The 26,731-nt window shown below is 42.2% G+C and carries 21 protein-coding genes; 11 read left to right on the top strand and 10 right to left on the bottom strand.

Going from position 1 to position 26,731, the window contains the following annotated elements:
- The first annotated feature begins 3 nt into the window (after positions 1-3).
- From DKT75_RS11030 to DKT75_RS11040, 3 genes are read left to right on the top strand one after another with little or no spacing between them, the layout of a single operon-like run.
- The gene (locus tag DKT75_RS11030; RefSeq protein WP_109823487.1) at positions 4-1,344 is read left to right on the top strand and encodes an efflux RND transporter periplasmic adaptor subunit; all 1,341 of its coding nucleotides are present in this window, start codon (positions 4-6) and stop codon (positions 1,342-1,344) included.
- Positions 1,345-4,509 (top strand): efflux RND transporter permease subunit, encoded by a 3,165-nt coding sequence (locus DKT75_RS11035; protein WP_109823488.1) that lies wholly within the window; start codon positions 1,345-1,347, stop codon positions 4,507-4,509.
- 5 nt (positions 4,510-4,514) lie between these two features.
- On the top strand, positions 4,515-5,324 hold the full coding sequence (locus DKT75_RS11040; RefSeq protein WP_109823489.1) for a sialate O-acetylesterase: 810 nt from the start codon (positions 4,515-4,517) through the stop codon (positions 5,322-5,324).
- Here DKT75_RS11040 and DKT75_RS11045 read toward each other — a convergent pair.
- The 4 genes from DKT75_RS11045 to DKT75_RS11060 form a co-directional block, all read right to left on the bottom strand.
- Positions 5,321-6,886 carry an alpha/beta fold hydrolase gene (locus DKT75_RS11045; RefSeq protein ID WP_109823490.1) on the bottom strand — a complete coding sequence of 522 codons (1,566 nt, stop codon included), beginning with the start codon at positions 6,884-6,886 and terminating at the stop codon, positions 5,321-5,323. The genes DKT75_RS11040 and DKT75_RS11045 overlap by 4 nt on opposite strands.
- A gap of 9 nt (positions 6,887-6,895) precedes the next feature.
- Positions 6,896-8,371, bottom strand: coding sequence for a threonine synthase (gene thrC / locus DKT75_RS11050; RefSeq protein WP_109823491.1), 1,476 nt, complete (start codon positions 8,369-8,371; stop codon positions 6,896-6,898).
- 33 nt (positions 8,372-8,404) lie between these two features.
- On the bottom strand, positions 8,405-9,712 hold the full coding sequence (locus tag DKT75_RS11055) for a homoserine dehydrogenase (protein ID WP_109823492.1): 1,308 nt from the start codon (positions 9,710-9,712) through the stop codon (positions 8,405-8,407).
- 129 nt (positions 9,713-9,841) lie between these two features.
- Positions 9,842-10,765: a sigma-70 family RNA polymerase sigma factor gene (locus tag DKT75_RS11060; RefSeq protein ID WP_109823493.1), complete on the bottom strand. Its 924-nt coding sequence runs from the start codon at positions 10,763-10,765 to the stop codon at positions 9,842-9,844.
- A gap of 268 nt (positions 10,766-11,033) precedes the next feature.
- On the opposite strand from DKT75_RS11060, the gene ypfJ reads away from it, so the two are divergent.
- The 8 genes from ypfJ to pdxA all read left to right on the top strand — a co-directional run bounded on the left by ypfJ (position 11,034) and on the right by pdxA (position 21,565).
- Complete coding sequence (ypfJ, locus tag DKT75_RS11065) at positions 11,034-11,891, top strand: KPN_02809 family neutral zinc metallopeptidase (protein ID WP_109823494.1); 858 nt, start codon at positions 11,034-11,036, stop codon at positions 11,889-11,891.
- A 739-nt stretch (positions 11,892-12,630) separates the two neighbouring features.
- On the top strand, positions 12,631-13,485 hold the full coding sequence (locus tag DKT75_RS11070; protein WP_109823495.1) for a 5-bromo-4-chloroindolyl phosphate hydrolysis family protein: 855 nt from the start codon (positions 12,631-12,633) through the stop codon (positions 13,483-13,485).
- A 60-nt stretch (positions 13,486-13,545) separates the two neighbouring features.
- On the top strand, positions 13,546-14,745 hold the full coding sequence (locus DKT75_RS11075; RefSeq protein ID WP_109823496.1) for a toxic anion resistance protein: 1,200 nt from the start codon (positions 13,546-13,548) through the stop codon (positions 14,743-14,745).
- Positions 14,746-14,757: 12 nt separating this feature from the next.
- Entirely contained in the window at positions 14,758-15,852 is a 1,095-nt protein-coding gene (locus DKT75_RS11080; protein ID WP_109823497.1) for an SPFH domain-containing protein, read from the top strand.
- A 128-nt stretch (positions 15,853-15,980) separates the two neighbouring features.
- Positions 15,981-17,045: a TFIIB-type zinc ribbon-containing protein gene (locus tag DKT75_RS11085; protein WP_245923183.1), complete on the top strand. Its 1,065-nt coding sequence runs from the start codon at positions 15,981-15,983 to the stop codon at positions 17,043-17,045.
- A gap of 109 nt (positions 17,046-17,154) precedes the next feature.
- A complete protein-coding gene (locus DKT75_RS11090) occupies positions 17,155-19,326 on the top strand; it encodes an LPS-assembly protein LptD (protein WP_146201358.1) in 2,172 nt (723 codons plus the stop codon).
- Positions 19,307-20,572, top strand: coding sequence for a peptidylprolyl isomerase (locus tag DKT75_RS11095; protein WP_109823500.1), 1,266 nt, complete (start codon positions 19,307-19,309; stop codon positions 20,570-20,572). The genes DKT75_RS11090 and DKT75_RS11095 overlap by 20 nt, the downstream gene beginning before the upstream one ends.
- 3 nt (positions 20,573-20,575) lie before the next feature.
- Positions 20,576-21,565, top strand: coding sequence for a 4-hydroxythreonine-4-phosphate dehydrogenase PdxA (gene pdxA, locus DKT75_RS11100; protein ID WP_109823501.1), 990 nt, complete (start codon positions 20,576-20,578; stop codon positions 21,563-21,565).
- Here pdxA and DKT75_RS11105 read toward each other — a convergent pair.
- From DKT75_RS11105 to DKT75_RS11130, 6 genes are all read right to left on the bottom strand, one after another.
- On the bottom strand, positions 21,562-22,257 hold the full coding sequence (locus DKT75_RS11105; protein WP_211665380.1) for a M48 family metallopeptidase: 696 nt from the start codon (positions 22,255-22,257) through the stop codon (positions 21,562-21,564). The genes pdxA and DKT75_RS11105 overlap by 4 nt on opposite strands.
- 54 nt (positions 22,258-22,311) lie before the next feature.
- Complete coding sequence (locus DKT75_RS11110) at positions 22,312-23,370, bottom strand: AI-2E family transporter (protein WP_109823503.1); 1,059 nt, start codon at positions 23,368-23,370, stop codon at positions 22,312-22,314.
- A 315-nt stretch (positions 23,371-23,685) separates the two neighbouring features.
- Positions 23,686-24,612, bottom strand: a complete 927-nt coding sequence (locus DKT75_RS11115; RefSeq protein WP_109823504.1) for a LysR family transcriptional regulator — start codon at positions 24,610-24,612, stop codon at positions 23,686-23,688.
- A 134-nt stretch (positions 24,613-24,746) separates the two neighbouring features.
- Complete coding sequence (gene ccoS / locus DKT75_RS11120) at positions 24,747-24,926, bottom strand: cbb3-type cytochrome oxidase assembly protein CcoS (protein ID WP_109823505.1); 180 nt, start codon at positions 24,924-24,926, stop codon at positions 24,747-24,749.
- Between the two features lie 240 nt (positions 24,927-25,166).
- Positions 25,167-25,955, bottom strand: coding sequence for a malonyl-ACP O-methyltransferase BioC (gene bioC / locus DKT75_RS11125; protein WP_158278845.1), 789 nt, complete (start codon positions 25,953-25,955; stop codon positions 25,167-25,169).
- Positions 25,956-25,959: 4 nt separating this feature from the next.
- Positions 25,960-26,727: an alpha/beta fold hydrolase gene (locus DKT75_RS11130; RefSeq protein WP_146201359.1), complete on the bottom strand. Its 768-nt coding sequence runs from the start codon at positions 26,725-26,727 to the stop codon at positions 25,960-25,962.
- Between the last annotated feature and the right edge of the window lie 4 nt (positions 26,728-26,731).

Genomic DNA, 26,731 nt, shown 5'->3' on the forward strand with positions numbered 1-26,731 from the left:
ATCATGAAGCAGCTCATTCTCATTATTGCGCTCATTGCTGGCGCTATGGCATTAGGTAGCTACCTAATAAAAACAAAGCCTGAGCCAAGAAAACGGGTTAGGCAGCCGACGATTCCTGTTGTTGAAATCATATCCCCTCAACTGCAAACCTACACCCAACGCATTCGCTCGTCAGGGTCGGTAGAGACCAACCAAAGCACTAATATTATTTCCGAAGTATCTGGAAAGGTAATTAGTATTGACTCAGCGTTTCAGGAAGGTAATTACTTCGCTAGGGATCAACAACTGCTTAGTGTTGATAATACAAATTATAAAAACGCTATTATTATCGCTAGTGCCGAAATCAGCCAACGCGAATTAGAAATCAAGACAGAACAAAATCTAGCTAACTTGGCAGTACGTGAGGCCCGCATACTCGGTAATAATCGCACTCTTGGTGAGATGGCTAGTAGAAGACCACAAATTACCGCTGCGTTAGCAAGCCTCGAAGCTTCTAGAGTCAGACTCCAACAAGCACGAGATGATCTCAGTAAGACCCGTATCAGAACACCGTATCAGGGTCGTGTCATGACGCGTGATGTAAATATCGGTCAATACATCACACCCGGCACAAAACTAGGTGAAGTGTACTCAACTGACTACGTTGAAGTTCGCCTACCTCTGTCTCTTTCAGAGTATGAGCAACTCAACCTTCCAGAAAGCTACAGCAATCAAAAAGTTGATATTAATAGGCTACCAGAAGTTACGTTCTCGGCTAACTTTGGTGAAAAAACCTATAATTGGAAAGGTCGTTTGAGCCGTGTGAGTGCTTCTATGGACGCACGTACGCGCCAGATCTCCGTTATTGCTCGTATAGACGACCCCTTTAAGAAATCGTCAAGTGGTGCACCACCCGTCAAAATTGGTCAGTTCTTACAGGCTGAAATTATTGGTAGTAAACTTGGCAACGTATACGTTATTCCAACAAGCTCTACTCGTCAAAACAGAGAAGTGATGCTTTATGACGAAGGTACCGTTCGCATTCGTCCTATAACGGTTTTAGCGACAGAAAATGACAAGCTAATCGTTCAAGCTGACTCGATTCCAGCAAATGCTAAGTTAATTGTTACTCCAATGCCTTCTGCTAAAAATGGTATGACTGTGCGCATTGCAGGAGAGCCGACTAAGCGACAGCAAGAGGGAAAACCCGGCGGACAAAGCGCGACAGATAGCGCAGCTAAAAAAGGTGGCGAAGGACGCAAGCCTGCTGGAGAGCGAGGCGAAGGAAAAGGTAAGAGACCTGAAGGCGAGCGTGGTAATGGCGAAAGAAAGAAACGACAAGCTGCTGCTCAGGAGGCTAACTAAATGCATGGTGCTATCGCTTGGTTTGCAAGAAACCATGTAGCCGCCAACTTGTTGATGGTTGCTATCGTTGCTGCGGGTGTGTTCTCTATGTTCAACCGCATACCACTAGAGATATTCCCCTCCTTTGAACGTGATGTCATTAATATTAATGCATCTTACCCTGGTGCTGCTCCTAACGAAGTTGAAGAAGCCGTTGTACGACGAATTGAGGATGCGATATCTGGTGTGCCAGAGATTGAGCACGTCAGTAGTACAGCCAGTGAAGGTAACGCTTCAGTTAGCGCACAGATTTTAGAAGGTACGGATAAAGATAAGCTGCTTAATGAAATCAAAAGCCTTGTCGATGCGATTACAGACTTCCCTGATGATGTAGACTCTCCCACCGTTGCGACCTCTTCACGTATCCGTGAAAACATAAATGTTATTTTCTATGGTGATGTGTCTGAGCAAGAACTAAACGCAGAAACACTTAAGGTACGCACCGAACTATTACGCTTACCGGGCGTTACACAAGTCTCCGTGAGTGGCCTAAGACCTTATGAAGTCGGGATTGAGATTCCAGAAAGCACGTTGCAACAATACGGCCTCAGCCTGACCGACATAACACAAGCCATCCAGAGTAGCTCTAGGGACATCCCCGCAGGTGCTTTAAAAACTGACTCTGGCGAAATACTAATTAGAACGCTAGGTAAAGCCAGTAATGCTGATGACTTTCTTGATATAAGTCTTATTAACAATGCAGACGGTACACAGGTTTTATTACGCGATATTGCCACCATTATTGATGGCTTTGACGAAGCGCCTCAATACACCACATTTGATGGTAAACGTAGTGCATCGTTAGAGGTCTACCGTGTGGGTGACCAAAGTGCCATTGAACTGTCAAAAACGGTTATCGCTTACATTGCAGATAAAAATGACCGCCTACCAATTAGCATGGGCGTCACTTATTGGAGAGATAACTCCAAAGCACTGAAAGCACGACTATCAACACTAGTTAGCAGTGCCATTCAAGGTTGCTTATTGATCTTTATCTTACTCGCACTATTCTTACGACCTCAAGTCGCCTTTTGGGTAAGCCTAGGTATCCCTATCAGCTTTATGGGCGCTATGTTGCTACTGCCTGTACTAGGCGTAACGATAAACTTGATCAGTCTATTCGCCTTTATTGTGGTACTCGGTATTGTTGTAGATGATGCGATCGTCACGGGTGAAAACATTTACACCCACTTACAACTCGGTAAAGACCCAACCACAGCCGCGATCGAAGGTACACAAGAAGTCTCTGTACCCGTGACCTTCGGTGTATTAACGACTATGACGGCATTTATACCGCTGCTAATGATTGACGGGTTGCGTGGCGCCATATTTGCAGTAATACCCGCCGTTATTCTCCCGGTATTACTCTTCTCACTCATCGAGTCTAAGTTAATCCTACCTGCTCATATGAGCTCAGTACGAATACCTAAGCCGGGTCAAAAGACCAATATTTTTGGACGAGTACAGCAGTCTATCGCCTACAGTTTAGAATGGTTTATTGAGAAAGTTTTCTCTCCATTTTTAAATGTCGCTCTAAACTTACGTTATTTTATGATGACGTTATTTATCGCGATGCTAATCATTTCTATCCTTAGCGTGACCACTGGACGCTTTAAATTCACGTTTTTCCCTCGTATTCAAAGCGAATATATTCGAGCAGATTTGACCATGCCCGAAGGAACACCGATCGAAGTAACCAGCAAACACGTCGATAATATGATGAAGCAAGTCCTCATCATGCAGGATAAGTATGTTGACCCATTGACCAATGAAAGCGTTATTCAACACATACTCACGACAGTTGGAACACAGGGAGGATCAAGTAGAGGACTCTCTAGTGGTAACTCTAACATTGCTCGTATTCAGCTTGAAACCATCCCTCCTGAGTCTCGCAGCATCCCTATTGATAGCCTGCAATTGGTCCGTGAATGGCAACGTATGATTGGTGATATTCCAGGCGTTGAATCCCTATCATTCCGTGCTGAAACTGGTCGTGGTGGCCAACCGCTGGATGTTCAGCTCAATGGGGATAACTTCGAAGACCTCGCCAAATTATCGGAAATAGTTAAAGCACGTCTAGCTGACTATGAAGGTTTGTTTGATATTTCAGACAGCTTTGAGGGCGGTAAAGATGAAATACGGTTACGCATTAAACCAAGTGCTGAATTACTGGGTCTGACACTCACCGAACTTGGTCAGCAGATCAAAAACAGTATTTTTGGTTCTGAAGCTGAGTCACTGGCTCGGGGTACCGAAGACGCCAAGGTAATTGTTAGACTGCCTAAAGCTGAGCGCTACTCTATAACCGCACTTGAGAAAATTAAAATCCGCACCAAAGATGGTGACTTGGTCCCACTTCTTGAAGTCGCTAGTGTTGAGATTGAACAAGGCTTTTCTAAAATACGCCGCTATGACGGACTGCGCGTACTCAATGTCACTGCTGATGCTGACAAAGAAGTCGCGGATATGACAACTATTCAGGCTGACTTGAATGCATGGCTCCCTGTGCTATTAGAAAGTTACCCTGACATTAGTTATCAACTAGAAGGAGAGCTAAAAGAACAGTCAGAAGCATTTGGCAGTATGTACTTTGGCCTAGCGTTTGCGCTACTCGGTATCTACGCCCTACTGGCAATACCTTTCCGCTCGTATGTCCAGCCATTAATAGTCATGGGCGTTATACCCTTCAGTATTATTGGTGCGCTTTTAGGTCATATGATTATGGGTATGACACTTAGTATCAGCAGTGTTTTGGGCATACTGGCACTAACAGGCGTGGTGGTGAATGACTCTCTGGTGCTCGTAGACTATGTCAACAGAAAGCGTAGAGAAGGTCTCCCGTTAAATGAGGCCGTACGTAAAGCGGGTGGCGCTCGTTTCCGACCAATCCTACTGACCTCTCTGACAACATTTTCGGGACTACTACCGTTAATGTTCGAAAAGAGTACGCAGGCACAGTTTCTAATTCCTATGGCAGTTAGTCTTGGATACGGTATCCTCTTCGCAACATTACTGTCTTTGGTGTTAGTACCTGTTAGTTATCTAATACTCGAAGATGCTAAACGAGCTTTTGGATACCTGATTAGACTGGTATTTAATTTGGAAAAGACACAAAAAGAAACCTAGATACCATGCTTAAATTACAAAGATACGTTGTGTGTGGGTTATTAATACTCTGCACACAACTTGCTAACGCCGACAACATAGAGCTTCATGTAATGGGTGGTCAGTCAAACATGCAGGGATGGCGAGGTGATGCTCAGTCATACCCTGCCGACCCCAATCAACTTGATAAGACAATCCCCTTCTTTTTTGAAGCGGTTGACTACGCATCGACCAATCGCACATGGCAAACATTGCGACCGCAGGAAGGTCACTTTCTTAAAGGCCACTTTGGCCCTGAAGTCACTTTTGCTCGTTCGCTAAAGCACTTTGGATTTCATCCATCTATTTTCAAATTTAGTTTTGGGAGTAGTAGCTTAGTAGAAATTTGGAAAGCACCAGGTCATGGCGGACTTTATGACCGAATGATACGCGAGCTACAAATATCTATTCGCTTACTACAGCAAGCAGGTCATACAGTTGAAATAAAGTCATTCACTTGGATACAGGGTGAGACGGACGCTAAAAATGATCAATTCGCAAACCAGTACTACTGGAATTTGCAGCGGATTATTCATCACTTCAGAAACAGCATCGCTCACAACACAAAGCTGCCGGTGATACTTGGTGTGGATGAGCAGCACCCATTAGTAAAAGTTCGTCCACAAGTCGTCACTGCACAACAAAAGCTTAGCCAAGAAGACCCTAACACTGCGTACACAACGATGTACGGACTTGAGAAGTCAGATGTTACCCACCTAACAGCTAAAGGGGTTACACAGCACGGACAAAGGCTATTCAAAGCGTATCTAGATTTATCTTATAATTTAGATTTTTAATACGCCCAAGTAACATCCGCTGTTGACCTTGCTGACAAGCGCTCACTGTTATCGCAAAATATGGTTTCTTTTTCTTCAGGATTAAGAAACCGCTTAACTTCATCGTTAGAGCATAGGTCTGAGTAAAGTACGGCGTGACCCGCATCCGGGTACTCTAAGTAGGTACTATTAGTAAGCCCTTCTTCTGCACTTATTGCCCATCTAGGAGGCGTAACAGAATCAAGTGCACCAGCTAATAGTAAACTTGGTATATCACTCTTCACGCGCGCTCGGTAATCACGAGGGCTTACTGTCGGCAGTTCAATCCAACCTTCGCATTGAGCAGGCTCATAATAACGGCTCATAGTTAAATCCAACACAGGATACTGTGCTTGGTATTCAACCAAGCGACGTGCCAATTGCTCTATGTCAAAGTCATTATTCTCAAGGCATTCAGTGATCATAAAAACAGGGTCACTAAAGTCATCAGATAGCTGCATATACAAAAGGTTTGCAGCCAACTCAATAAGTGACTCATCTTCGGAATCATTGCTCACTACAGCAGAGATCGTAGCAGGTATATAACCAATTAATGTTGAGTCATAACTCGCGTAACTCAATAACGTAAGAAACCTATCGGCAGTAAGTGCTAGCTTTCTATTAGGTAATTTATCACTGCTTTGGGGAACCTCTAAATTTAAAGCTTTTTGTTTTAACGTCAAAAAAGCAGCCATCATTTTGTTTTCCAAATCTGGATATTGGGTATGGCAAACTTGATCACTTTTACAAAATTTCAGCACAACTTGAAGCGCATTCAAATCATTTTCTGCTAATGTTTCAAATCCATTTACTTCAGGTGGATACACCGAATCTAGAACCATTGATTTGATTTTACTAGGAATTTGTCTAGCGGACTCTAACGCCAGCCTCGTTCCATAAGACGTGCCCATCAACACCCACTGATCAATCGCTAACAAATCATGCAAGTCAGCAATATCTTGAACACTGTTATCCGTACTAATATATTTAAGGTACTGCCTGTATTTTTCATCACCCTTCAAATCATTCAAGCAAGCTTGTGTATCCGTCAGAAATTCAGCTGACTCTTCACTGACAGATTGCGGTAGAGCAAGGCTTTTTTCACGTTTACTCGTTAGACCCTCACAGTTCAAAGCAGGCTCGCTTAACCCTGTTCCTCGCTGATCGTATAAAACAAAGTCTACACCCCACTTTTGATAAATGAAGTTTTCGATTTGAAATAGAATCGATTCACTATCGAGATAAGCAGAACCACCAGGCCCACCTGCAAGGTGCAGCATCGGACTCTTTGAGTTTTGCCACCACGAGTGACGAAGAACGACAATAGGAAGCTTAAAAGAAGGGATTTCTGTACTTGGTGATCGGGTATGAAAATACCCACACTGCATACGAATAGATTCAGGTTGTTTAAACCAACACTCACTGGGTGTAAATGCTGCACCATTAGGCAACGTTGCAGGCTTTAAACTTAGCGACTTCCAATAGAAAGTCGCTAAAAATAGACCACAAACAAGCAAGCTTAAGTAAATACGCCCTCGTTTCACCAATTAACCTTAAAGGAAAGAAAGGATAGTTTTTTCAATATCCTCTTTATCAATCAAAGTCGTTTGGGTAATAGGCATATCAAACAGCGCTGATATTTGAGCAGGAACCGGAATATTAGCTTTTGCTGAAATATTCTTCAGCGCATCTAAATCACTATCACCTGCATCACTACCAATAGCCTCAGCGGTTGTCATGGAGAACTTAGTCCACTCAGCTGTTGAAGTAATTACCGTCTTTAGAGGTTTATCACGACAAGTCTCTAAAGCCTTGATACACGTCGCTGTATGAGGATCCATTAAGTAGCCATCATTAAAGCACTGCTTTACATATGCAACCGTCTCTTCATCGTTACAATCATCCGCAACAAAGACTGCTTTAATCTGCTCGTGCTCTGACTCAGTCAGATTATAAAAACGCTCTTCATCTAACTGCTTCATCAACTCATGCGTACGCTCAGTACCAAACATGTCGAACAAGATACGCTCAACATTAGATGCTTTCTGAATATCCATCGCAGGAGACAAAGTTTGAATTAATGACGTTTCACGAAAGTCGTAACTACCATTATTAATTAAACCTTTTAACACATTGTTATTATTAGTAGAAATAATGATTTTTTCAACGGGCAAGCCCATCTTCATCGCATAGTAACAACCTAATGCATTACCAAAATTTCCACTAGGCACCGCGATATAAATCGGATCACCCAAGCTAATTTCATTACTACGCACAAGCTCTAAGTAGCTATGGATATGATAAATAATTTGGAAAATGATACGACCAAAGTTAACAGAGTTAGCTGCTGACAAATGGATGTCTTTCGCTTTCAAGGTCTCTTTAAATGACTTTGAACCCAATAGATGCTTAAGCGCTTTTTGAGCATCGTCAAAGTTTCCGTGAATGCCAATAACCTTCAGGTTATCTGCATCTTCAGTCACCATCTGTAAACGTTGTACGTCTGATGTGCCACCTTCTGGGTACATGCAAGCAACTTGAACACGTTTACGATTCTTAAAGGTATCCAACGCAGCTGGACCCGTATCACCACTGGTTGCTGCAAGAATCAGGTAATTTTCATTACGTTTTTCAGCCATCGCTGCAAGCAACACACCAAACGGCTGCAGTGCCATATCTTTAAATGCGCGTGTTGGCCCGTGATACAACTCACTCACAAACACATCATCTTTATACTTAACTAACGGTACAGGATCAGCAGGATCATCAAACTTATCATAAAGACTTAAAGCCTCATCAATAACTGCTTCTTCTATATCAATTTCAAACGCTTGCAATAAAGACTTCGCTAACTGCTTATAGTTAGAATCAAGGTGAGAAGATAAAAACTCCAACCCTAAATCAGGCAAACTCTCTGGCGCATAAATACCACCAAAAGAAGCAATAGGCCCAAGTATTGCGTCAGAAAACTCTACTTTTAATGGGTGCTGTGGTTGTGAATCATTACCACGCGTTTCAATAAATTTCATAGTCAATCCTAGAATTTTTTTTCTAATTATTGCTTAGCTTAAGCTCTCAACACGAATGCGAGAAACTTTGCCACTCACAACATTTAGTGCTTCAATTTTCTTAATCGCATCATTCATAGCGCCTTCGTTAACGACTTTAGTTAACAAGATAATGTCAGCCTTACCGTCATCTTTAGGTTCTTTCTGAATAAATGCTTCAATGCTGATATTTCCATCACCAAGAATACGCGTAATTTCAGCGATAACACCGGCTTCATCTAACGCACTTAAACGTAAGTAAAACGCTGTTTCAACTTGATCCATCGACACTATAGGCAAGTCTGAAAGAGAGTCAGCTTGGAAAGCCAAGTGAGGCACACGGTTTTCAGGGTCAGATGTCAATGCACGAGCGATATCAATGATATCCGCAACAACAGCAGAAGCCGTTGGCTCACTACCTGCACCAGCACCATAATGAAGCGTAGGACCTACCGCATCGCCATGAACCAATACAGCATTCATTACGCCATCAACATTAGCAATTAGACGCTTTTTAGGGATAAGTGTTGGGTGAACGCGCTGCTCAATACCTTTATCAGTCTGCTTAGCGATACCTAGATGCTTGATGCTATAGCCAAGCTCAGCTGCGTAATCAACATCATCACTAGAAATATCCGAGATGCCTTCTGTGTATGTCTTATCAAACTGCAATGGGATACCGAATGCAATCGAAGATAGGATACAAAGCTTATGCGCAGCATCAATACCTTCAACATCAAAAGTAGGATCAGCTTCAGCATAACCGAGCGCTTGTGCTTCTTTTAATACGTCCTGAAAGTCGCGACCTTTGTCACGCATTTCTGTCAATATGAAGTTACCTGTACCATTAATGATACCTGCCAACCAATTGATTTTATTTGCCGAAAGCCCTTCACGAAGAGCCTTGATGATTGGAATTCCGCCAGCGATACCCGCTTCAAAAGCGACGATAACGCCCTTCTCTTGAGCACGTGCAAAGATCTCATTACCGTGTTCAGCAATCAGTGCTTTGTTCGCAGTTACAACATGTTTGCCGTTAGCAATTGCCTGAAGCACTAAGCTCTTAGCTGGCTCTGTACCACCAAACAACTCAACAACAATTTCAATTTCAGGGTCGTTTACAACATCATATGGATCGTTGGTAATTCGGCTATTTGATAAACCGACACCCGCTGGAAGTTCTGATTTTGAAGTCGCTACAAAATCAACAATAATACCGCGACCTGCACGACGTGCTATTTCTTCAGCATTACGTTTTAAAACAGTTGCAGTTCCACTGCCAACAGTTCCCAGACCTAACAGACCAACTTTTACCGGAGCCATTTAGTTACCTTATGTGCACAATTTCAGACAAGCATAATACTCAATGACGTTTTAGATCATCGAGTATTATGAAACTGCGGCAAGTATAAAGTAAGGCTGCTTGTTAGGCTATGCTAAGCTGAGATGGCTTTATGCAGTTTGAAGATAGATCTCGCGTGAGCCACCTTCAACCTCCATAATACGGCGTAGCTTTTTCAGGCCATCAATCTGTATTTGACGTACACGCTCTCTGGTCAACCCTAGCTCCACGCCAACCTGTTCTAGCGTAGAAATATCATGACCAAACAAACCGAAACGCCTGACTAAAACAGCTTGTTGCTTAACATCAAGCTTCCCTAACCACTTCCCTATAGCGCTTGAAATATCATTAGATATAGTCGCTTCAGCTGGACCTTTAATAGTGTCTGAAGATATAAAATCAATGATCGTACTATCATTGCCATCACCTATCTGGTAGTCCAATGAAGTAATGTGCTCAGTATGTCTAAGAAGCTGGTTGACCTCTTGCTCTGGCTTACCGACTTCGCGTGCAAGTTTTTCTAGACTTGGCTCAATACCTAATTGCTGACTAAGCTGAGCACGCTTTTTCAAACAACTATTAAGTGCTTTGTTTATATGTATAGGTAGTCGAATGGTTCGAGATTGATTCATCAAGCCTCTGTCGATACTTTGGCGAATCCACCACGTAGCGTAAGTCGAGAAGCGAAAACCTCGTTCGGGGTCAAATTTCTCGACCGCATGAATTAAACCTAAGTTACCTTCTTCAATCAAGTCAGCTAAAGCCAACCCTCGATTAAGGTAGCGCCTAGCCATCTTAACGACCAAGCGTAAATTACAAACGATCATTTTTTTACGTGCAATTAAATCACCTTTAAGCACTAAACGACCATAGTGAATCTCCTCTTCCGCCGTTAATAAAGCATTAGATTCAATATCTTTCAGATAATAATTAATTGGGTCGAGCTTAGGCTTGGGTGTATTTTTTGTTGCTCCAAGGCAGCGTTTGCCTATTTTGGATGCAGCGGATGGGGTCGTTCCGTTTACTCCAGACATATTCACTCTCACAAGTTGTAGATTGGGGGTTGTAACACTTCCAATTTTCTTATTTTTATCTTTATACGTCCTGATACTAACATGAATCACAATAGTTGCATCTACCTAGAATAAGCTATTAATGAACGTAACAAATACACCGACAAATGGTCCGACCTGTATTAGCACTAAAATAAAACAGTTAGTTAGGGGAGCTTTGAATAGCGTTTTGCCTTAAACAAAATCCTGTGTATCATTGATCCTTTATAACCATAAAGTGAGCGTGGGTATGCGTTGGAAGGGCCGTAAACAAAGTACGAATATTGAAGATCGCCGAGGTGGTGGCTCAAGTCGCTCTAAAGGTGGCGCTAAAGTGGGTGGCGTTGGTTTTGTTGTATTACTCCTTATCTATCTATTCACAGGCCAAGGCCAAAACTTTATGGATAACATGGGAGGTGACGCCTCAGTTATCTCTGAAAACAATACAAACAGCCAAGCTGGCTCAGGTATAAACGATGACGGCAGAGAATTTATCGCTGTTGTATTGAAAGACACAGAAGATGTTTGGAATCCTATTTTCCAACAGGCTGGCCTTCGTTACCAAGAACCTAAAGTGGTACTTTTCGAAGATAGCGTTCGTTCAGCCTGTGGACTGACCTCTTCAGCTGTTGGCCCTTTCTACTGCCCTGGCGACTTGAAAGTGTATTTAGACTTAGGCTTCTTTAGTCAGTTAAGCCAAATGGGCGTTAGAGGAGATTTTGCACAAGCCTATGTGGTTGCTCATGAAGTTGGTCATCATGTTCAAAAGCTACAAGGAATTTCTGACAAAGTTCTACAAATGCAACGTCGTATGAGCAAAGTCCAAGCGAACCAAATGTCAGTGCTACTAGAACTACAGGCTGACTGCTATGCGGGTATATGGGCTAGGCGACAAGCAAACTATCGACTACTAGAAGATGGTGACTTAGAAGAAGCTATTAATGCCGCTGGAAATATTGGAGATGACAGAATTCAGCAGCGCTCTGGCGGATATGTTAGCCCTGACTCATTTACCCATGGCTCTTCAGCACAGCGCATAGAGTGGCTAAAGAAAGGCATGCTGGGTGGTGACGTTAATAGTTGTGACACTTTTGCTGGGCTTCGCTAGGAAAAAACGAACATAAAACATACAGAAAACATTAATGCTTAGCTGAATCATGTTCAGTTAAGCATTTTTTTATGTTCGTTTTTCTCTCAAAATAGAAAACCAACAACCTACTAAGTGACTGTTTTAATTATTTTTATTTTAAATATTTGAGAAAAATAGTTTCGTTCAGGTACGTTCAGGTTGGATTCAGCCATTTTCACTTAATCTAAGCACGTCTTCAAGATGAATTGCTTTCTCGGGGTTTGTGGTAGCAATTCAACTTGGCTTACGAAATTGATTAATAAAAATTATATAAATGCTGTTAATGACACTCAATAGCATATCACAAGTCGTAGACATGTTTGGAGACATTCAAGGTAATGCTCTTAATCGACCATGATTGGGGAGTCGGTTTGCTGGTAGCAAAGAACTTGAACAAGGTAGTCAGGAATTTACGGGGGTATAGTTCTGACATTCAAGCTTAATTGCTTGTTACGCGCCTTAAATGCTTATAGACGAGCTGTCAAAAGCTCGTCTTTTTTATGTCTGTTCACTTCTCATAAAGTCCAATTATTCAATAATTTACACTCCAATTACTTGATAAGCACTCCCTTAGTTCCTATATAATAGATGGGTATTAATGAGGAAAAATAGGCATGCCAAAAACACTGCAACGAATAATCGGCTTCATCTTACTGTCCGCAACCCTCGGATTAGTCTCGTTACAAGCACTGATCCATATATTCTAAGGGGCCTATAAATGTCCAATGCAAAACGATATACCCCCGACAACGATTCTTTGGGTCAAATACGCCTTGGCATCAAAGGTATTCTGCTTTACCTCATGCCGACACCCGTACTAATTGCAGCCGTTGTTTCATTAGTCAGCGGCGACTTTTGGCCAACCATTATCAATGGCGGAGCATTTGCAGCCTTCATGTTAGCCGCAGTTATTGCACGACATGGTTTCAAGGTAGAGCATCAGTACCATACAAAAAAATTGGCGATGGCTCCAACGACGCCATTTAAATCAGTCGCGGCAATCATACTTTCAGTCACAACCGGTGTAACCGCTTGGCTGGCGGCAGACTACAGTTTGTTTAGTAGTATCCTTATTGGTGGCGCTACCCTATTAGCTTTCTACCTATGTTACGGCTTAGACCCGCGACGCGACAAAACAGGTAATATTGGTTTGGGTGTGAGCGCAGAAGAAGTTTTTGAAGCGCTAGAGTCTGCCAATATAAAAATCGATGCGATTGAAAATGCACGTAAGACAATAAACAACGTCAAATTTGATCAACACTTAGATCGAATTATTGGCAAAGCACGCAATATACTGACTGTTATAGAGAATGACCCAACTGACCTGCCCCGCGCACGTAAGTTTTTGAAGGTCTACCTAAACGGTACCCAACGTGTCACCGAAAGTTATGCTAAGACACATCGTAACGAAGCAACTACAGTTGAGTTAGATAGTAATTTTGCAAATGTACTGAACTCAATCGAGAGTACCTTTGACGAACAACATGAAAAACTAAAAAAACAAGATCGTTTTGATCTTGATGTTAATATTGAAGTGCTTGAAACACAGCTCAAGCGTGAAGGAATACTCTAATCGGCACCAATGCACTTATATTAAAAAGCCAATTAACTACTGATTTATTAAGGAATAACCATGTCTGATAATGCGTCTAACACTGTGCAAGCAGCCACTCAAACCGCAGCACCAGCAGTTGCTGTCATCCCAGGTACGGAAATCGTTCCTGAAAAAACAATTGCACAAGAAATTATTCCTTATGCTCAGGTTGAAACCGTTGAAAAGCAAGAGCTTGACCAGATTATTCAAGAGATCAACACAAACGACCGTACCAGCATCGTATTTTTTGGTAGTAAAGCTCAAGAGCAAATGAGCAGCATTTCAGAAAGCATGCTTGAAGGAGTTCGCAATAAAGACCTAGGTGGCGCAAGCGCTTCTCTTAATGACATGGTCGTTGCGATTAAAGGCTTTGACGTAGATGAGCTAGACCCTAACCGTAAACTTGGCTTTTTTGCACGTCTATTCGGCAAGGCTAAGCCTGTTGTTGCATTCCTTAGTAAGTATGATGATGTGCGCAAGCAAATCAACAGCATTACAGACCACATGGAAGAGCACAAAACACAGCTGCTTACTGACATTATTTCACTTGATAAGCTATACGAAGCAAACCTAGATTTCTTCCATAAGCTTGAGCTATATATTGCCGCTGGTGAAGAAAAGCTTCGTATGATGAATGACGTTGAAATTCCAGCACTTGAAGCATCTGCAACTGCTGAAGGCGCTGACATGCTTCAAGCACAAGCATTACGTGATTTACGCAGCGCGCGCGATGACTTAGACCGTCGTGTTCATGACCTACGCCTAACGCGTCAAGTGGCTATGCAAAGCTTGCCAAGTATTCGTCTAGTTCAAGAAAACGACAAGACACTTATCAACAAGATCAATTCGACGTTAATTAACACAGTTCCTTTATGGAAGAACCAGTTAGCACAAGCGGTCACAATCTTCCGCATGAGCGACGCTGCTGACACGGTTAAGAAAGCGACAGATCTTACTAATGACTTACTAGAGTCAAATGCGACAAACCTTCGTACTGCTAACGTAGAAGTACGCAAGCAAATGGAGCGCGGTATTTTTGATATCGAGTCTGTTCGCAAAGCTAACCAAGAGCTAATTGGCACAATCAACGATAGTTTAGAAATCGCTGAAGAAGGCCGCACCAAGCGCGCATCTGCAGCAACTGAGCTACAGCATCTTGAGGGCGAGCTTAAAGGCGCATTACTTGCAGCTAAAGCACGTAAAGAAGAAATCGATGCTGCACCAAGCAAAGCATCTTAAGGAGTCATTAAAATGGGTTTATGGGATAAGGTTTTTGGCGAATTCGTTGATATTATTGAGTGGACAGATGACTCTAACGACACAATGGTTTACCGCTTTGAACGACACAACAACGAGATCAAGTACGGTGCAAAACTAACTGTACGTGAAACTCAGTTAGCTGTGTTTGTAAATGAAGGTGAAGTGGCTGATGTATTAGGCCCGGGAATGTATCAACTCGAAACCCAAAACCTTCCCTTACTCTCAACGCTTCAGCACTGGGATCATGGCTTTTCAAGCCCGTTCAAAGCTGAAGTTTACTTCTTTAACACGCGTCAGTTTACTGACCTTAAGTGGGGCACTAAAAACCCAATTATGATGCGTGATAGCGAATTTGACATGGTACGTTTACGTACGTTTGGTACATACAGTACGCGTATCGCTGACCCGGTTACTTTCTTGAAAGAGATTGTGGGAACTGATGGTCACTTTACTGTTGATGAAATCAGTGACCAACTGCGTGACTTGATTACTTCTCGTTACGCAACGATCCTAGGCAAGCTTGATGTACCTGTCTTAGACCTTGCATCTAACTATGACCAGTTAAGTACCTTCATTACTGAACGTATCTCACCTGAGTTTAAGCAGTATGGTTTAGAGCTGACTAAAGTATTGGTTGAGAATATTTCTTTACCACCAGAAGTTGAAGCAGCACTCGATAAGCGTACCAGCATGGGCATGATCGGTGACCTTGATAAGTACCTAAAATTTGGCGCAGCTAAATCAATGGAGTCAGGTAATTCATCAACGGCTTCATCTGCTATAGAGATGGGCGTTGGTTTGGCTATGGCACAAACCATGACTAACCAACAAGCAGCACCAGCATCCGGCGGTTCAACACCTCCTCCTTTGCCACACCAACAAGAGTGGCATGTGTCTGTAAATAACGCACAAGCTGGGCCGTTTGACTCATCAGCACTTGCTCAACTCATTAAACGAGGTGAGTTAACCGCCGAGAGTCTAGTTTGGACTGCAGGTATGTCTAACTGGGAATCAGCAAATGAGCACGATTTTTTCCGTAACTTGCTCGCTAACTCACAGTCAACACCACCGCCATTACCTAAGTAAGTAGTTAACGTCATATGAAAAACTCACAATCGCATTTTCCGTGCGAACAATGTGGCTCGGATCTATTATATTCGCCAGAGCATCAGTCTCTGGAGTGTGACCACTGTGGATTCAAAAATGAGATCCCGGTGAGCTTCGAGCCCATTCGTGAGTATGACTTTCGCGAGGCTCTGCAGGATTTAGAGCGCTTGCGAAGCTCTGGACAACTGTCACAAGTCGGGGTAATTAAATGCCCTTCTTGTGCGGCCCAGTTTGAGCTTAAAGAAAACGAACATGCTGGTAATTGCCCATTTTGTAGTACACCTGTCATTAAAGGTACTGAGCAGTCACGCCATATTCGTCCTCGTTCATTATTACCCTTCTCAATTACACATGATCAGGCGATAAATGTCTTTGATAATTGGATGAAAACACGATGGTTTGCACCATCTGCACTAAATTCACATGCGAAGCGTAATGACAAACTAACAGGTGTTTACTTACCGTATTGGACTTATGACAGCGACACTCAAACTCAGTACCAAGGCCAGCGCGGAACGGTTTATTACGAGCGCCAAAGCTATATGGCAAGAGTGGACGGTCGTAGTGTCAGAAGAACGCGTAACGTCGCTCGTGTTCGCTGGTCACCAAAGTCAGGCCGAGTCAGACGACATTTTGATGATGTATTAATTGGTGCCAGTAAAACACTGCCTCGTACTATTATTGATAACCTAGCACCTTGGGATTTAGGCAAGCTAGTACCCTATTCTGAAGCTTATCTCAGTGGCTTTAGAAGTGAGATTTACCAAATAACAGTTGATGAAGGCTTTCTGCGTGCACAGCAGATTATGGACTACACCATACGACAAGATATTCGCCGAGACATTGGTGGAGATCAGCAGCGTATTAGTCATGCATCAACGGATCATGATAGAACAACTTATAAACACCTACTACTACCTATTTGGTCCGCTGCATTTAAGTACCGTGGTAAGACTTACCGTTATGTGATTAATGGTCGGACTGGAAAAGTACATGGTGAGCGTCCATTTAGTTTCATCAAAATCGCAGCAGCAGCCACATTAGCCGCTTCGATGGCTGGCGGTGGCGCTTATGTGATTGACCAAAATGGTGGCTTTGATAATATTCAATTTGGTTCGCCATCAAGTTATTATGACTACCAAACAACTCAGCCAACATTTCAGGGTTTTTAATCCCTAACTAGCTTTTAATATAAGCAAACACAGTCGCAACATTGTTATTATCTAACGGCTTTGTTATCTTCATTTATTCCTAATCAATAACTTTATACTGGTGTGCCGATTGAAACAAAAATATCTCTGGATGTTGTGTGTCAGCGTTGTTCCAGTATCAGCGCAGGCCGCTGAAGCATACCCTCCTGTATGCCGAGTACCGACACCAAAAACTACCCATCAGCTGATTACTGAAAAGCCTTCTTTGGATGCTGTCTACCTTGAAGCCGATGGTGGAGCGCTAAACCGTAACGGCGTTTCTGAGCTTTATGGCTCAGTCATAATCCAGCAAAACCAACAGGCAATTAATGCAGAGAGCGCCAGCTATAACGGCACAACGGGTAATGTAAATGCCTCTGGCGGCGTTAAGCTCAGTTCTGAAAATACGGACTTTAGTAGCGACAGCATTAATTACAATCTTAAAAATCAAACTGGCACTATCACCAATGCTCAATACCAAGTACGTAACTCAAATACGCACGGTAAAAGTAAAAGCATAGAAAAGAAAAGCATTGATGAAATACAGTTAAATGACGCCACTTATACGACTTGTTCAATACTTGAACCAAGCTGGTATATGTCTTCTAGTAGTATCAACCTCAACAACGCCACTCAAACGGGTGTTGCACGAGGCGTAACCTTGCGCATATCAGACGTTCCAGTGTTTTATTTTCCCTGGTTATCTTTCTCTTTGAACGACGAACGTAAGTCGGGGTTTCTGTCACCAAAAATAGGCGTTAGTGATCAGTCTGGTTATGAATTTACGATACCTTACTATTTTAATCTTTCATCGAACTATGATGCGACTACCTCAATATCACTATTTTCTGAACGCGGATTAAAACTAGAAAACGAGTTTCGTTTTAAATCAGAGAAAAGCAAGGGGACTTTAGAGTACGACTTTTTCCCTGAAGATCGTCAGTATGATGATGACTGGAGAGATTACTTTAAACTTGAATTCGAGCATAAAATTTCAGCTAGAAGCAAGGTCACTATAAAGGCTGAAGGCGTATCAGATGTTGACTACTTCTCTGACTCTAGCGACTCACTGATCTCATCGACAACCTCCGCTTTAGAGCGTGAAGTTGCGTACCTTGTAGAAGGTAAAAACTGGGACTTCAGCTTATCGGCACTCGACTACCAAGTGCTAGATACCAGCTCTGAAAGCTATGCAAAACTGCCCGAGCTTAAACTTAATTATACCAAGCCTCATACCTATAACGGTTTAGACGTCGCTGTAAGCACCGAAGCGACTTACTTTGATAGCTCAGACCAAACAACCGGCTTGCGCTTTGACATCGGTGTAAAAGCCTCTAAACGATTTGGTAATGATGCTTGGTTTGCAAAACCTAGCTTAGAGTATAGAGCGACTCAATACACGCTTGAAGATAATGATGCGGGTAATGACTTAAGTCGCTACTTGCCGACTGCGAGTTTTGACAGTGGCCTTTTCTTTGAGCGGACCTTAAGTAACAATCTTACTCAAACATTAGAGCCTAGGCTTTTTTACACGTATACCCCGTACGAAGATCAAAGTGCAATTCCTGTGTTTGATACAGGTTTCAGCGACTTGATGACTACGTCAGATTTATTTAAAACTAATCGTTTTACTGGAAAAGATAGAATCGCTGACACCAACCAATTAACACTAGCAGTGACTTCACGCTTACAAGACCCTAAAACTGGCCAAGAAAAACTGAAAATTAGCGCAGGTCAAATAATCTATTTTGATGACCGCAAAGTGACACTGGCTGACGATGACACTATCAGAGAAGAAGAAACTGTCTTTGCAGTTGAACTATCTGGCAAGATAAACGATCAAACTAATTTCTCGGCAAACGCAGTTTGGGATCCTGAAGAAGATGACTGGTCATCTAAAGAAGCTCGACTAAATTACAAGGACAACAAAAACCGTTCTGTATACTTTAGCTATCAGCACTTAAGTGATGAAGTAAGTGAAGTTGATGCTTCATTTTCGATCCCTGTCAGTGAGAAATGGTCTTTGCTAGGCCGTGCTGACTATGATCTATTTAACAACCGCTCGTTAGAAGTACTTGCCGGTGTAGAATACCAAGATTGCTGTTGGGGCTCGCGCTTTGTTGCTAGGCGCTACCTAACTTCAGATAACGAAACATACGATGATGCCCTATTTTTTGAAGTCGAACTAAAAGGACTTGGAAGCGCAGGTAACAGTGCGACCAGCATTCTTCAGGAAAAAACTTATGGATATGATAAAGACTAAAATGACACTACCAAAACTTACACTACTAGCCGCTCTACTCGTTACTGGCCTAAATACATCTCAAGCAGCAGACCAAGCGCTCAATGGTATTGCAGCTGTTGTAAACCAAGACGTTGTATTGATGGCAGATGTCCAGCAAATGGCACAGCGTGCTAGGGCATCAGGTAATACAGATGATGCAAGAACACTGTTTAAGAAAACTTTGGATGATCTCATTTTAGAAAAGCTTCAATTACAAGAAGCTAAGCGCCAAGGTATCAACCCTAGTGAAGCGCAAATCAACCAGTCTACACTTGGTGTCGCTACACGAAATAACATGAACCTAGCAAGCTTCGCAAAGGCATTAGCGAAGGAAGGCATGAGCCTTGAAGGCTTTAAAAAGAATATTGCTAACCAAATTATGCTGAGCACGCTAAAGCGACGCCAATCAGAACAGCAAACGAATACTTCAGACCAAGACATCGGTGATCTGATCTCTTCTGAGTCACAACAAGTGTCAGAAGGCTTCTCATATCGCATTCAAGATATTTTAGTGCCTGCACCACAACCTTTAGCGAGTGCAAACTTTGCACAAGCATCTAGAAGTGCTGCTCAACTAAGAAAACTTGCACTTACCAATAAAGACTTCTTAAGTGTTAAATCAGGCAATAGCACAGCCGTTGACCTAGGTTGGAAAGAAGCTTCACAACTATCTTTTGCGTACCTTAAGGAATTGAACAACTTAGAAATTGGACAAGTTTCTGATGTCATTCAAGATGCTCGTGGTTTTCATGTATTAAAACTTATCGAGAAGCGCGGTGGAACCACTGAAAAGTCCTATGACGTTCACGTGAGACATATCCTTATTAGTAATGATGATGCCAATGCAAAATCTAAGGCAACCCAACTACAACAGCAACTTAAGCAAGGTGCTGATTTTGCTACGCTCGCAAAAATTAACTCAGCAGACAAGGGCAGTGCCATTAATGGTGGTGACCTAGGTTGGAGCGACACTAGAAAGTATGTTCCAGAATTCGCTCAAGCAGCTCAAACGCAACCGCTAAATACGGTTAGCCCGCTTATTGAAACCAAGTTCGGTTATCACATAATTGAAGTTTTAGACCGCAAAGAAACTGATAACAACAAGAAGCAACTTGAAGATAGAGCTAGAAAAGCAATCGCAGCTAGAAACAAAACGTCAGACTACGATGCCTGGGTCGAAAACTTACGTACAAATGCATTTATTGACTACCGTGTGAAGCCATAACTGATGACTACTCGCCTTGCTATCACCTGTGGTGAACCTGCCGGTATCGGTGTTGACCTTGTCTTAGAAATTGCACAAGATGCTCAAAACGCTCAGTTAGTGGTTATAGCTGATGCGTTAGTATTGAGTGAGCGTGCAAAACTGCTAAACCTAGGCATAACACTGATACCTTATGACAAAGACGCTCAGACACTGCCGTCTAAGCCTGGCAAGCTAATCGTTTTAAACACTCCTTGTGCAGTCCCCGTGACTGCTGGAGTACTTGATGTACAAAATGCTCAGTACGTATTAAACACACTAGATCGTGCGCTCGAAGGCTGCTTAAACCATGAATTCGATGCAATGGTCACTGCACCACTTCATAAAGGTATTATTAACGATGCCGGCATTCCATTTAGTGGTCATACCGAATATTTAGCCTTACACAGTAATGCGCCCCTACCTGTCATGATGCTTGCAGCAGATACGTTTAGAGTCGCTCTAGCGACAACTCATCTGCCGCTTAAAGATGTCAGTGACGCCATTACCAAGGAATTATTGAGTAAGGTTATCGAAGTGTTATATCATGACCTAAAGCAAAAATTTGGATTGGATAATCCAAGAATCTATATCTGCGGCCTTAACCCTCACGCAGGTGAAGGTGGGCATTTAGGTATGGAGGAAATAGAGACAATTACGCCCACTATTGAAAAGTATAAGGCGCTAGGAATGGATCTTGTAGGACCTCTACCTGCTGACACTCTCTTTACTGAAAAGTATCTAAAACATGCTGACGCAGTATTAGCCATGTTTCATGATCAGGGCCTACCCGTTCTTAAATATTCGAGCTTTGGCCGTGCGATTAATATCACACTGGGGCTACCGATTATTCGCACGTCAGTTGATCATGGCACAGCACTGGATCTAGCGGGAAAATCTACAGCTGACTCTGGTAGCTTAAAAGCGGCAATAAATAGCGCCATCGAATTAAGCACGCTCAGTAAGTCGAGTTAAATAGGAATCGAGCGCCCTACTTGATTTAGCATACGATCATGCTGCTGATAATTTTCATCACAGTCAGCAACAAGCCTCCAAAAGCGCTTGGAATGATTCATTTCAAGCGTATGGCAGAGTTCATGGATCAGCACATAGTCGGATAAGGATTGCTCTAGAAAAAGCAGCTTATAATTCAGATTGATATTTTTCTTGCTCGAGCAACTTCCCCAGCGCGTCTTTTGACCACGAATGGTCACTCGATTGAAGTGAAAACCGTGCTCTTCAGCTAATTTACTAAGTTGTGCTGGGAGCACTTTGGTAGCTTTTTCATTCAGCCACTTACCAATAGCCTTAACCACCAACTCTTTATCATCAACATTGCCTGCCAATAATAAGCTGTTATCTGCACGCGCTATGAGCGCTACGTTTTCACTCTCTGATTTTTTATACTCAAGTGTCCAGTGCTCATCGATTAACTGTAAAAAGAGTGATGTCGGACGTGACTCAGAGAATGACTTGATCGCAGGAAGACCTTGTAGATTATGTTCTAGCCAAGGTTTTTTACTGTCTAAAAATAATTGGGCATTTTTGAGTGAAATACCGCTAGGAATAACAAGCGTAATTACACCGTCAGGAGAAAGCTTAATCTGCAAATATCGGGCACGTTTAGAGTGATTAACCTGATAAGGGTAGTCTTCATTATTAAGCACCACCTTATAATCCAAACGCAAAAACCTCTTAACTAATTAGACGCTTTAACAGTATCAGTCAGTACGCGCTATTCGAGGCCATGAGTTCATCACAGAATGCACAAGCGTAGCCAAAGGTATCGCAAAGAAAACACCCCAAATACCCCAAAGACCACCGAACACTAATACCGACATAATAATGGCTGCAGGGTGAAGGTTTACCATTTCAGAAAACAGTAAAGGTACAAGCAAGTTACCATCAAGGAATTGAATGATCCCATAAGCAGTCAATACGTAAACTGTCTCGTAGGTATAACCCCATTGGAAATAAGCAACGATTGCGACCGGTAGCGTCACCACCACAGCACCTACGTAAGGAATAAGAACAGACATACCTACCGCAAATGACAACAACAGAGCGTAGTTCAACCCAAAGATTAAAAACGTAATATATGAAATAACCCAAATCATGAGTATTTCCATAAACTTACCACGCACATAACCGGTAATTTTATCGTTCACTTCTCGCCATACAGTCGCTACCAAGGCGCGATCTCTTGGTAAAAAGCTACGGAACCAAGATAAAATCATTGATTTATCTTTAAGGAAGAAGAAAACAAGTAATGGTACTACCACGAGGTAAACCATGAATGAGAACACATCAACAACTGAAGAGAGTGACAAGCTTACAAACTTTTGGGAGAGTGATGTAAGGTTAGCTTTGATGTTATTCAGAATCTCTACTACTAACTCCTGAGAAATAATATTTGGATATTTTTCGGGTAGCAACATGATAGCCCCCTGACCCTGTGACAACATGCCAGGGATCTCGAGCATAAACTGAGTTGTTTGTTTAAACATCAGCGGCGCTAATATAAATAAAACAACGAGCAAGAAAAGTATAAACAAACTAAACGTCGTCATCATTGCAATAAAACGAGGGATCTTAAACCTCTGCATGAAGAGGACAGCACCATCTAATAAATAAGCGATGATAACCGCCGCAAATAGAGGGGTGAGAATTTGACCTGCAAAGTAGATGACCGCAAAACCGAGCAATAACAAGAAAGCGAGTATTGCAACTTGGGGATCAGAAAAGTGGCGCGTATACCAATCGTTGATTAGTTTGATCATTTATTTTGGATTCTGAGAAAGTTCGAATAATTTGAGCAGGAAGGGAAAACTAACTTGTCCAAGCAAAAAGCGCTTGTTTGCTCTGGTAGGTTATTAGCTTAACTTTGGATAAAACAACTATTTGATATATCCAGCCCAACATTAAGACCGTTATAAATTTAAGTCGTTCACTGTCTCCGAAGAAAAAACACCTACAGGTAACAACGATTCAAACAGTTAGGGAAACACTCTAACGCTTTAATCACAAATAAATAATACCCAATAATTCGGTAATTTACAGGTAAAGCGTATGAGTGTCACCCGAACAGACTACTTTTATTCTCTAACTAGAGGTTTACCGGATATACAGTAACTTCTTGCAAACTCTAGCAACTCATCCATTGCTTTAACTTTGAATTTTTGGCGCTGGCGCACAAACGAAAACTCACGCTGCAAAGGTGGATTAAGTGGTATTGCTTTAAGAATACCCAACTTCAATTCTTTAGCAATGCTGACACTTGAAAGAATGGATATGCCCATCCCCGCTTCTACAGCCCCTTTTATAGACTCAGGACTTCCCAACTCTAAGCAAGATTTAAGTAAGCTCTTTTCCAAACCAGAATCCAAAAGGTATTCTGTAATAACTTCTCTAGTGCCAGAACCTGGCTCACGACATATGAATGGGTGTTCAAATACTGAAGCCAGAGAAATTCCCTCTTCACTATCAGGTTGATCTAACAAAGGATGAGATGGTGGAACAACAACCACAAGGTCATCATATCGACAAACTTCGACTAACAAGTTCTTGTTAGACACTGGACCTTCAACAACACCGAGATCTATCACATTGTTTTCAATCATAGAAACAATCCCTTCAGTGTTTGACACCCTCAGGCGCAGACGAATATCAGGGTTTTCTTTGTTATAATCACCTAGCAATGCTGGCAGCATGTACTCAGCAATAGTGGTACTCGCGCCAATGGTGAGAGAGCCGTTAAAGTTACCTGTCATTTCACGAATTGCATTCTCCATTTCAGAGTAATGCTCAAAAATGCGCTCAGAATATTCAAATACCAAGTGCCCTGCGTCCGTTAAGCTCACTTTATTGTGGGCACGGTCAAACAAGCGGGTATCGAACTGCTCTTCTAGCTGTCGAATTTGGAAAGTAACAGCTGGTTGAGTCATGTGCAGTACTTCAGCAGCTTTAGTAAAACTAAGCATGCGAGCTACGGCATGAAAAACTTGAAGTCTTCTATCAGACATATGACTTACAATCTCCTTTTGCGTGTCATCTGAACGCCAATCCTCGGCAGTTCATTTAAACTATTGCCAACACAACAATAGCGTGAGGTTTTCTACAAATTAATTTGGGGGAAATATAATTACTGTAGACGTTTTTATTTATCTCGCGTGTGCTTATTTCCTGGAATTCTAGGGTCATTATCATCCATCAAGATACGATGTGCTGAGCCATCTAAGTCGTCATACTGACCACTTTTAGCCGTAAATATAAATGCTACGATAACGATCACCATAACAAAAACACCAATCATTAGTGTCATCGCTAATGCACTCATTAGTTCACCTAGGCTAGTTCCAATCGTTTAACACAAATTAGGCTCGGGGGAGCACTGGTTTGAAATTAAAACAAGCAATTTAGCGACTGCTTGATAATTACAAAATGTTTATACTTTTACATTAATTTTGATTATTAGACCAGTGTAATTGCGACTATTAATAATAAACTAGCTAAATAATCTACACTAAAAGCTTAATGAATAATATTACAAGCCATTCATATTACCCCATAATATGATCTATTTTTCGCCAAATACGTACGCAAGCTCCCAAGTGCACGGATAATTCATATCTGCTTGCTTAAATATTTCGTAAGCTGACTCAAATGCAGCAAAGCGTTGTTTACCAGTCAACCCCTTACTTCTATCACTATGGGCATTACTTGCACCTATACGCTTCATATCCATAAGCACTTCACGCACCTTCGGGTAAAGACTAACAATGGTTTCTTGATGAATCTGCACATTACGAAAACCTGCAGCCTCAACAGACTGTTTAAGTGTGTCGACACCCATAAAATCACTAGTGTGAACCAATCCATCCACTGATTTCCAACTGGCTTTAACTTCTTTTAATGTACCTTCAGTGAAAGTACTAAATGCCAACTGACCTTTGCCCATTAAACAGCGATGTATATGAGTAAGATTTTGAGTTAGATCATTACTCCATTGCAACATTAGGCTAGAAATGATGAGATCAAATGATTCATCAACGAATGGCAAACACTCCGCATCTGCACAGACCAGTGTCGCGCTTTTATTGATGACTGATAAACGCTTTTCGGTTTCTAACAACATTCGCTCAGCAAAATCTAATGCAACGATATTCGCTTGAGGATAGTCAACACACATTGCGGCGGTGACTTGCCCCGTCCCACAACCAATATCTAGTACAGACTGAACACCTTCTTTTGACTGCAGTGCTATTAGCTTCGCTGCGACCTGTTGTTGAAGAGCGGCAGACTTATCATAACGATGCGCTGCACGATCAAAACTCTGACGAGATTTGCGTTTATCATATGAACTCAAGGGACTATTTACTCGTGTGTTGTGAAATAAAATATAGTAATTTTTCTGCAAAGCGTTCTGGCTGAGTTAGCTGTGGCGCATGACCACAGCCTTCAAAGTAACTAACCATTATATCAGGGAAAGCATTTTGTAACGCCGCCCCTACTGCGACAGGGACTAATTGATCCAATTCTCCAAACATCCAGTGCTGGGCGGTAGTCAGTAATGATCTACTCTCCCGATAGTCACAATTTCTCAACCAAGACAAACCCAACGCTAACGTTGAGAGGCTCGTCACTTGCTTGGTCACCGCCTTCCTAAGTTGCTTTTGTATACCTGCCGCCGCGGATTCTCCCATGAACTGCAACGCAATGAAACGACGTAATGTCGTACTCTTATTATCCTGAAGGTTTTCAACGAACTTAGTCAGTATTTCAGGTTCAAGAGCGTTTGGCCAACTCGTTTTTTTTGTGAAACAAGGCGTTGAGCCAACCATCGTCAAACTTACTATTTTCTCTGGGTACTTTTTAGTGAATGCCTGCGCGACTAAACCACCCATTGACCAACCTAATAAATGACACTTCCCGTCAAATTGCTCAGCCAACCAATCAACGACATTATCCATGCTCATATTAGGCAATTCTGGCACCCCTGCATAACCAGGTAAATTAAGCGCTTGAAAAGGTATTTTATTGGCTATAAACGGCGATAAGGAATCCCATGATGAAGCATCCATTCCCCAACCGTGCAATGCTATTAGCGGTATCGAATCTATTGAAGAAAATGCGTTCAAAATG

This window comes from Leucothrix arctica, assembly GCF_003172895.1.
Lineage (GTDB): Bacteria > Pseudomonadota > Gammaproteobacteria > Thiotrichales > Thiotrichaceae > Leucothrix > Leucothrix arctica.

Coding starts and splice junctions, on each gene's coding strand:
- DKT75_RS11030 (WP_109823487.1), top strand. CDS start 4: ATGAAGCAGCTCATTCTCATTATTGCGCTCATTGCTGGCGCTATGGCA.
- DKT75_RS11035 (WP_109823488.1), top strand. CDS start 1,345: ATGCATGGTGCTATCGCTTGGTTTGCAAGAAACCATGTAGCCGCCAAC.
- DKT75_RS11040 (WP_109823489.1), top strand. CDS start 4,515: ATGCTTAAATTACAAAGATACGTTGTGTGTGGGTTATTAATACTCTGC.
- thrC (WP_109823491.1), bottom strand. CDS start 8,371: ATGAAATTTATTGAAACGCGTGGTAATGATTCACAACCACAGCACCCA.
- DKT75_RS11055 (WP_109823492.1), bottom strand. CDS start 9,712: ATGGCTCCGGTAAAAGTTGGTCTGTTAGGTCTGGGAACTGTTGGCAGT.
- DKT75_RS11060 (WP_109823493.1), bottom strand. CDS start 10,765: ATGTCTGGAGTAAACGGAACGACCCCATCCGCTGCATCCAAAATAGGC.
- ypfJ (WP_109823494.1), top strand. CDS start 11,034: ATGCGTTGGAAGGGCCGTAAACAAAGTACGAATATTGAAGATCGCCGA.
- DKT75_RS11070 (WP_109823495.1), top strand. CDS start 12,631: ATGTCCAATGCAAAACGATATACCCCCGACAACGATTCTTTGGGTCAA.
- DKT75_RS11075 (WP_109823496.1), top strand. CDS start 13,546: ATGTCTGATAATGCGTCTAACACTGTGCAAGCAGCCACTCAAACCGCA.
- DKT75_RS11080 (WP_109823497.1), top strand. CDS start 14,758: ATGGGTTTATGGGATAAGGTTTTTGGCGAATTCGTTGATATTATTGAG.
- DKT75_RS11095 (WP_109823500.1), top strand. CDS start 19,307: ATGGATATGATAAAGACTAAAATGACACTACCAAAACTTACACTACTA.
- pdxA (WP_109823501.1), top strand. CDS start 20,576: ATGACTACTCGCCTTGCTATCACCTGTGGTGAACCTGCCGGTATCGGT.
- DKT75_RS11110 (WP_109823503.1), bottom strand. CDS start 23,370: ATGATCAAACTAATCAACGATTGGTATACGCGCCACTTTTCTGATCCC.
- DKT75_RS11115 (WP_109823504.1), bottom strand. CDS start 24,612: ATGTCTGATAGAAGACTTCAAGTTTTTCATGCCGTAGCTCGCATGCTT.
- ccoS (WP_109823505.1), bottom strand. CDS start 24,926: ATGAGTGCATTAGCGATGACACTAATGATTGGTGTTTTTGTTATGGTG.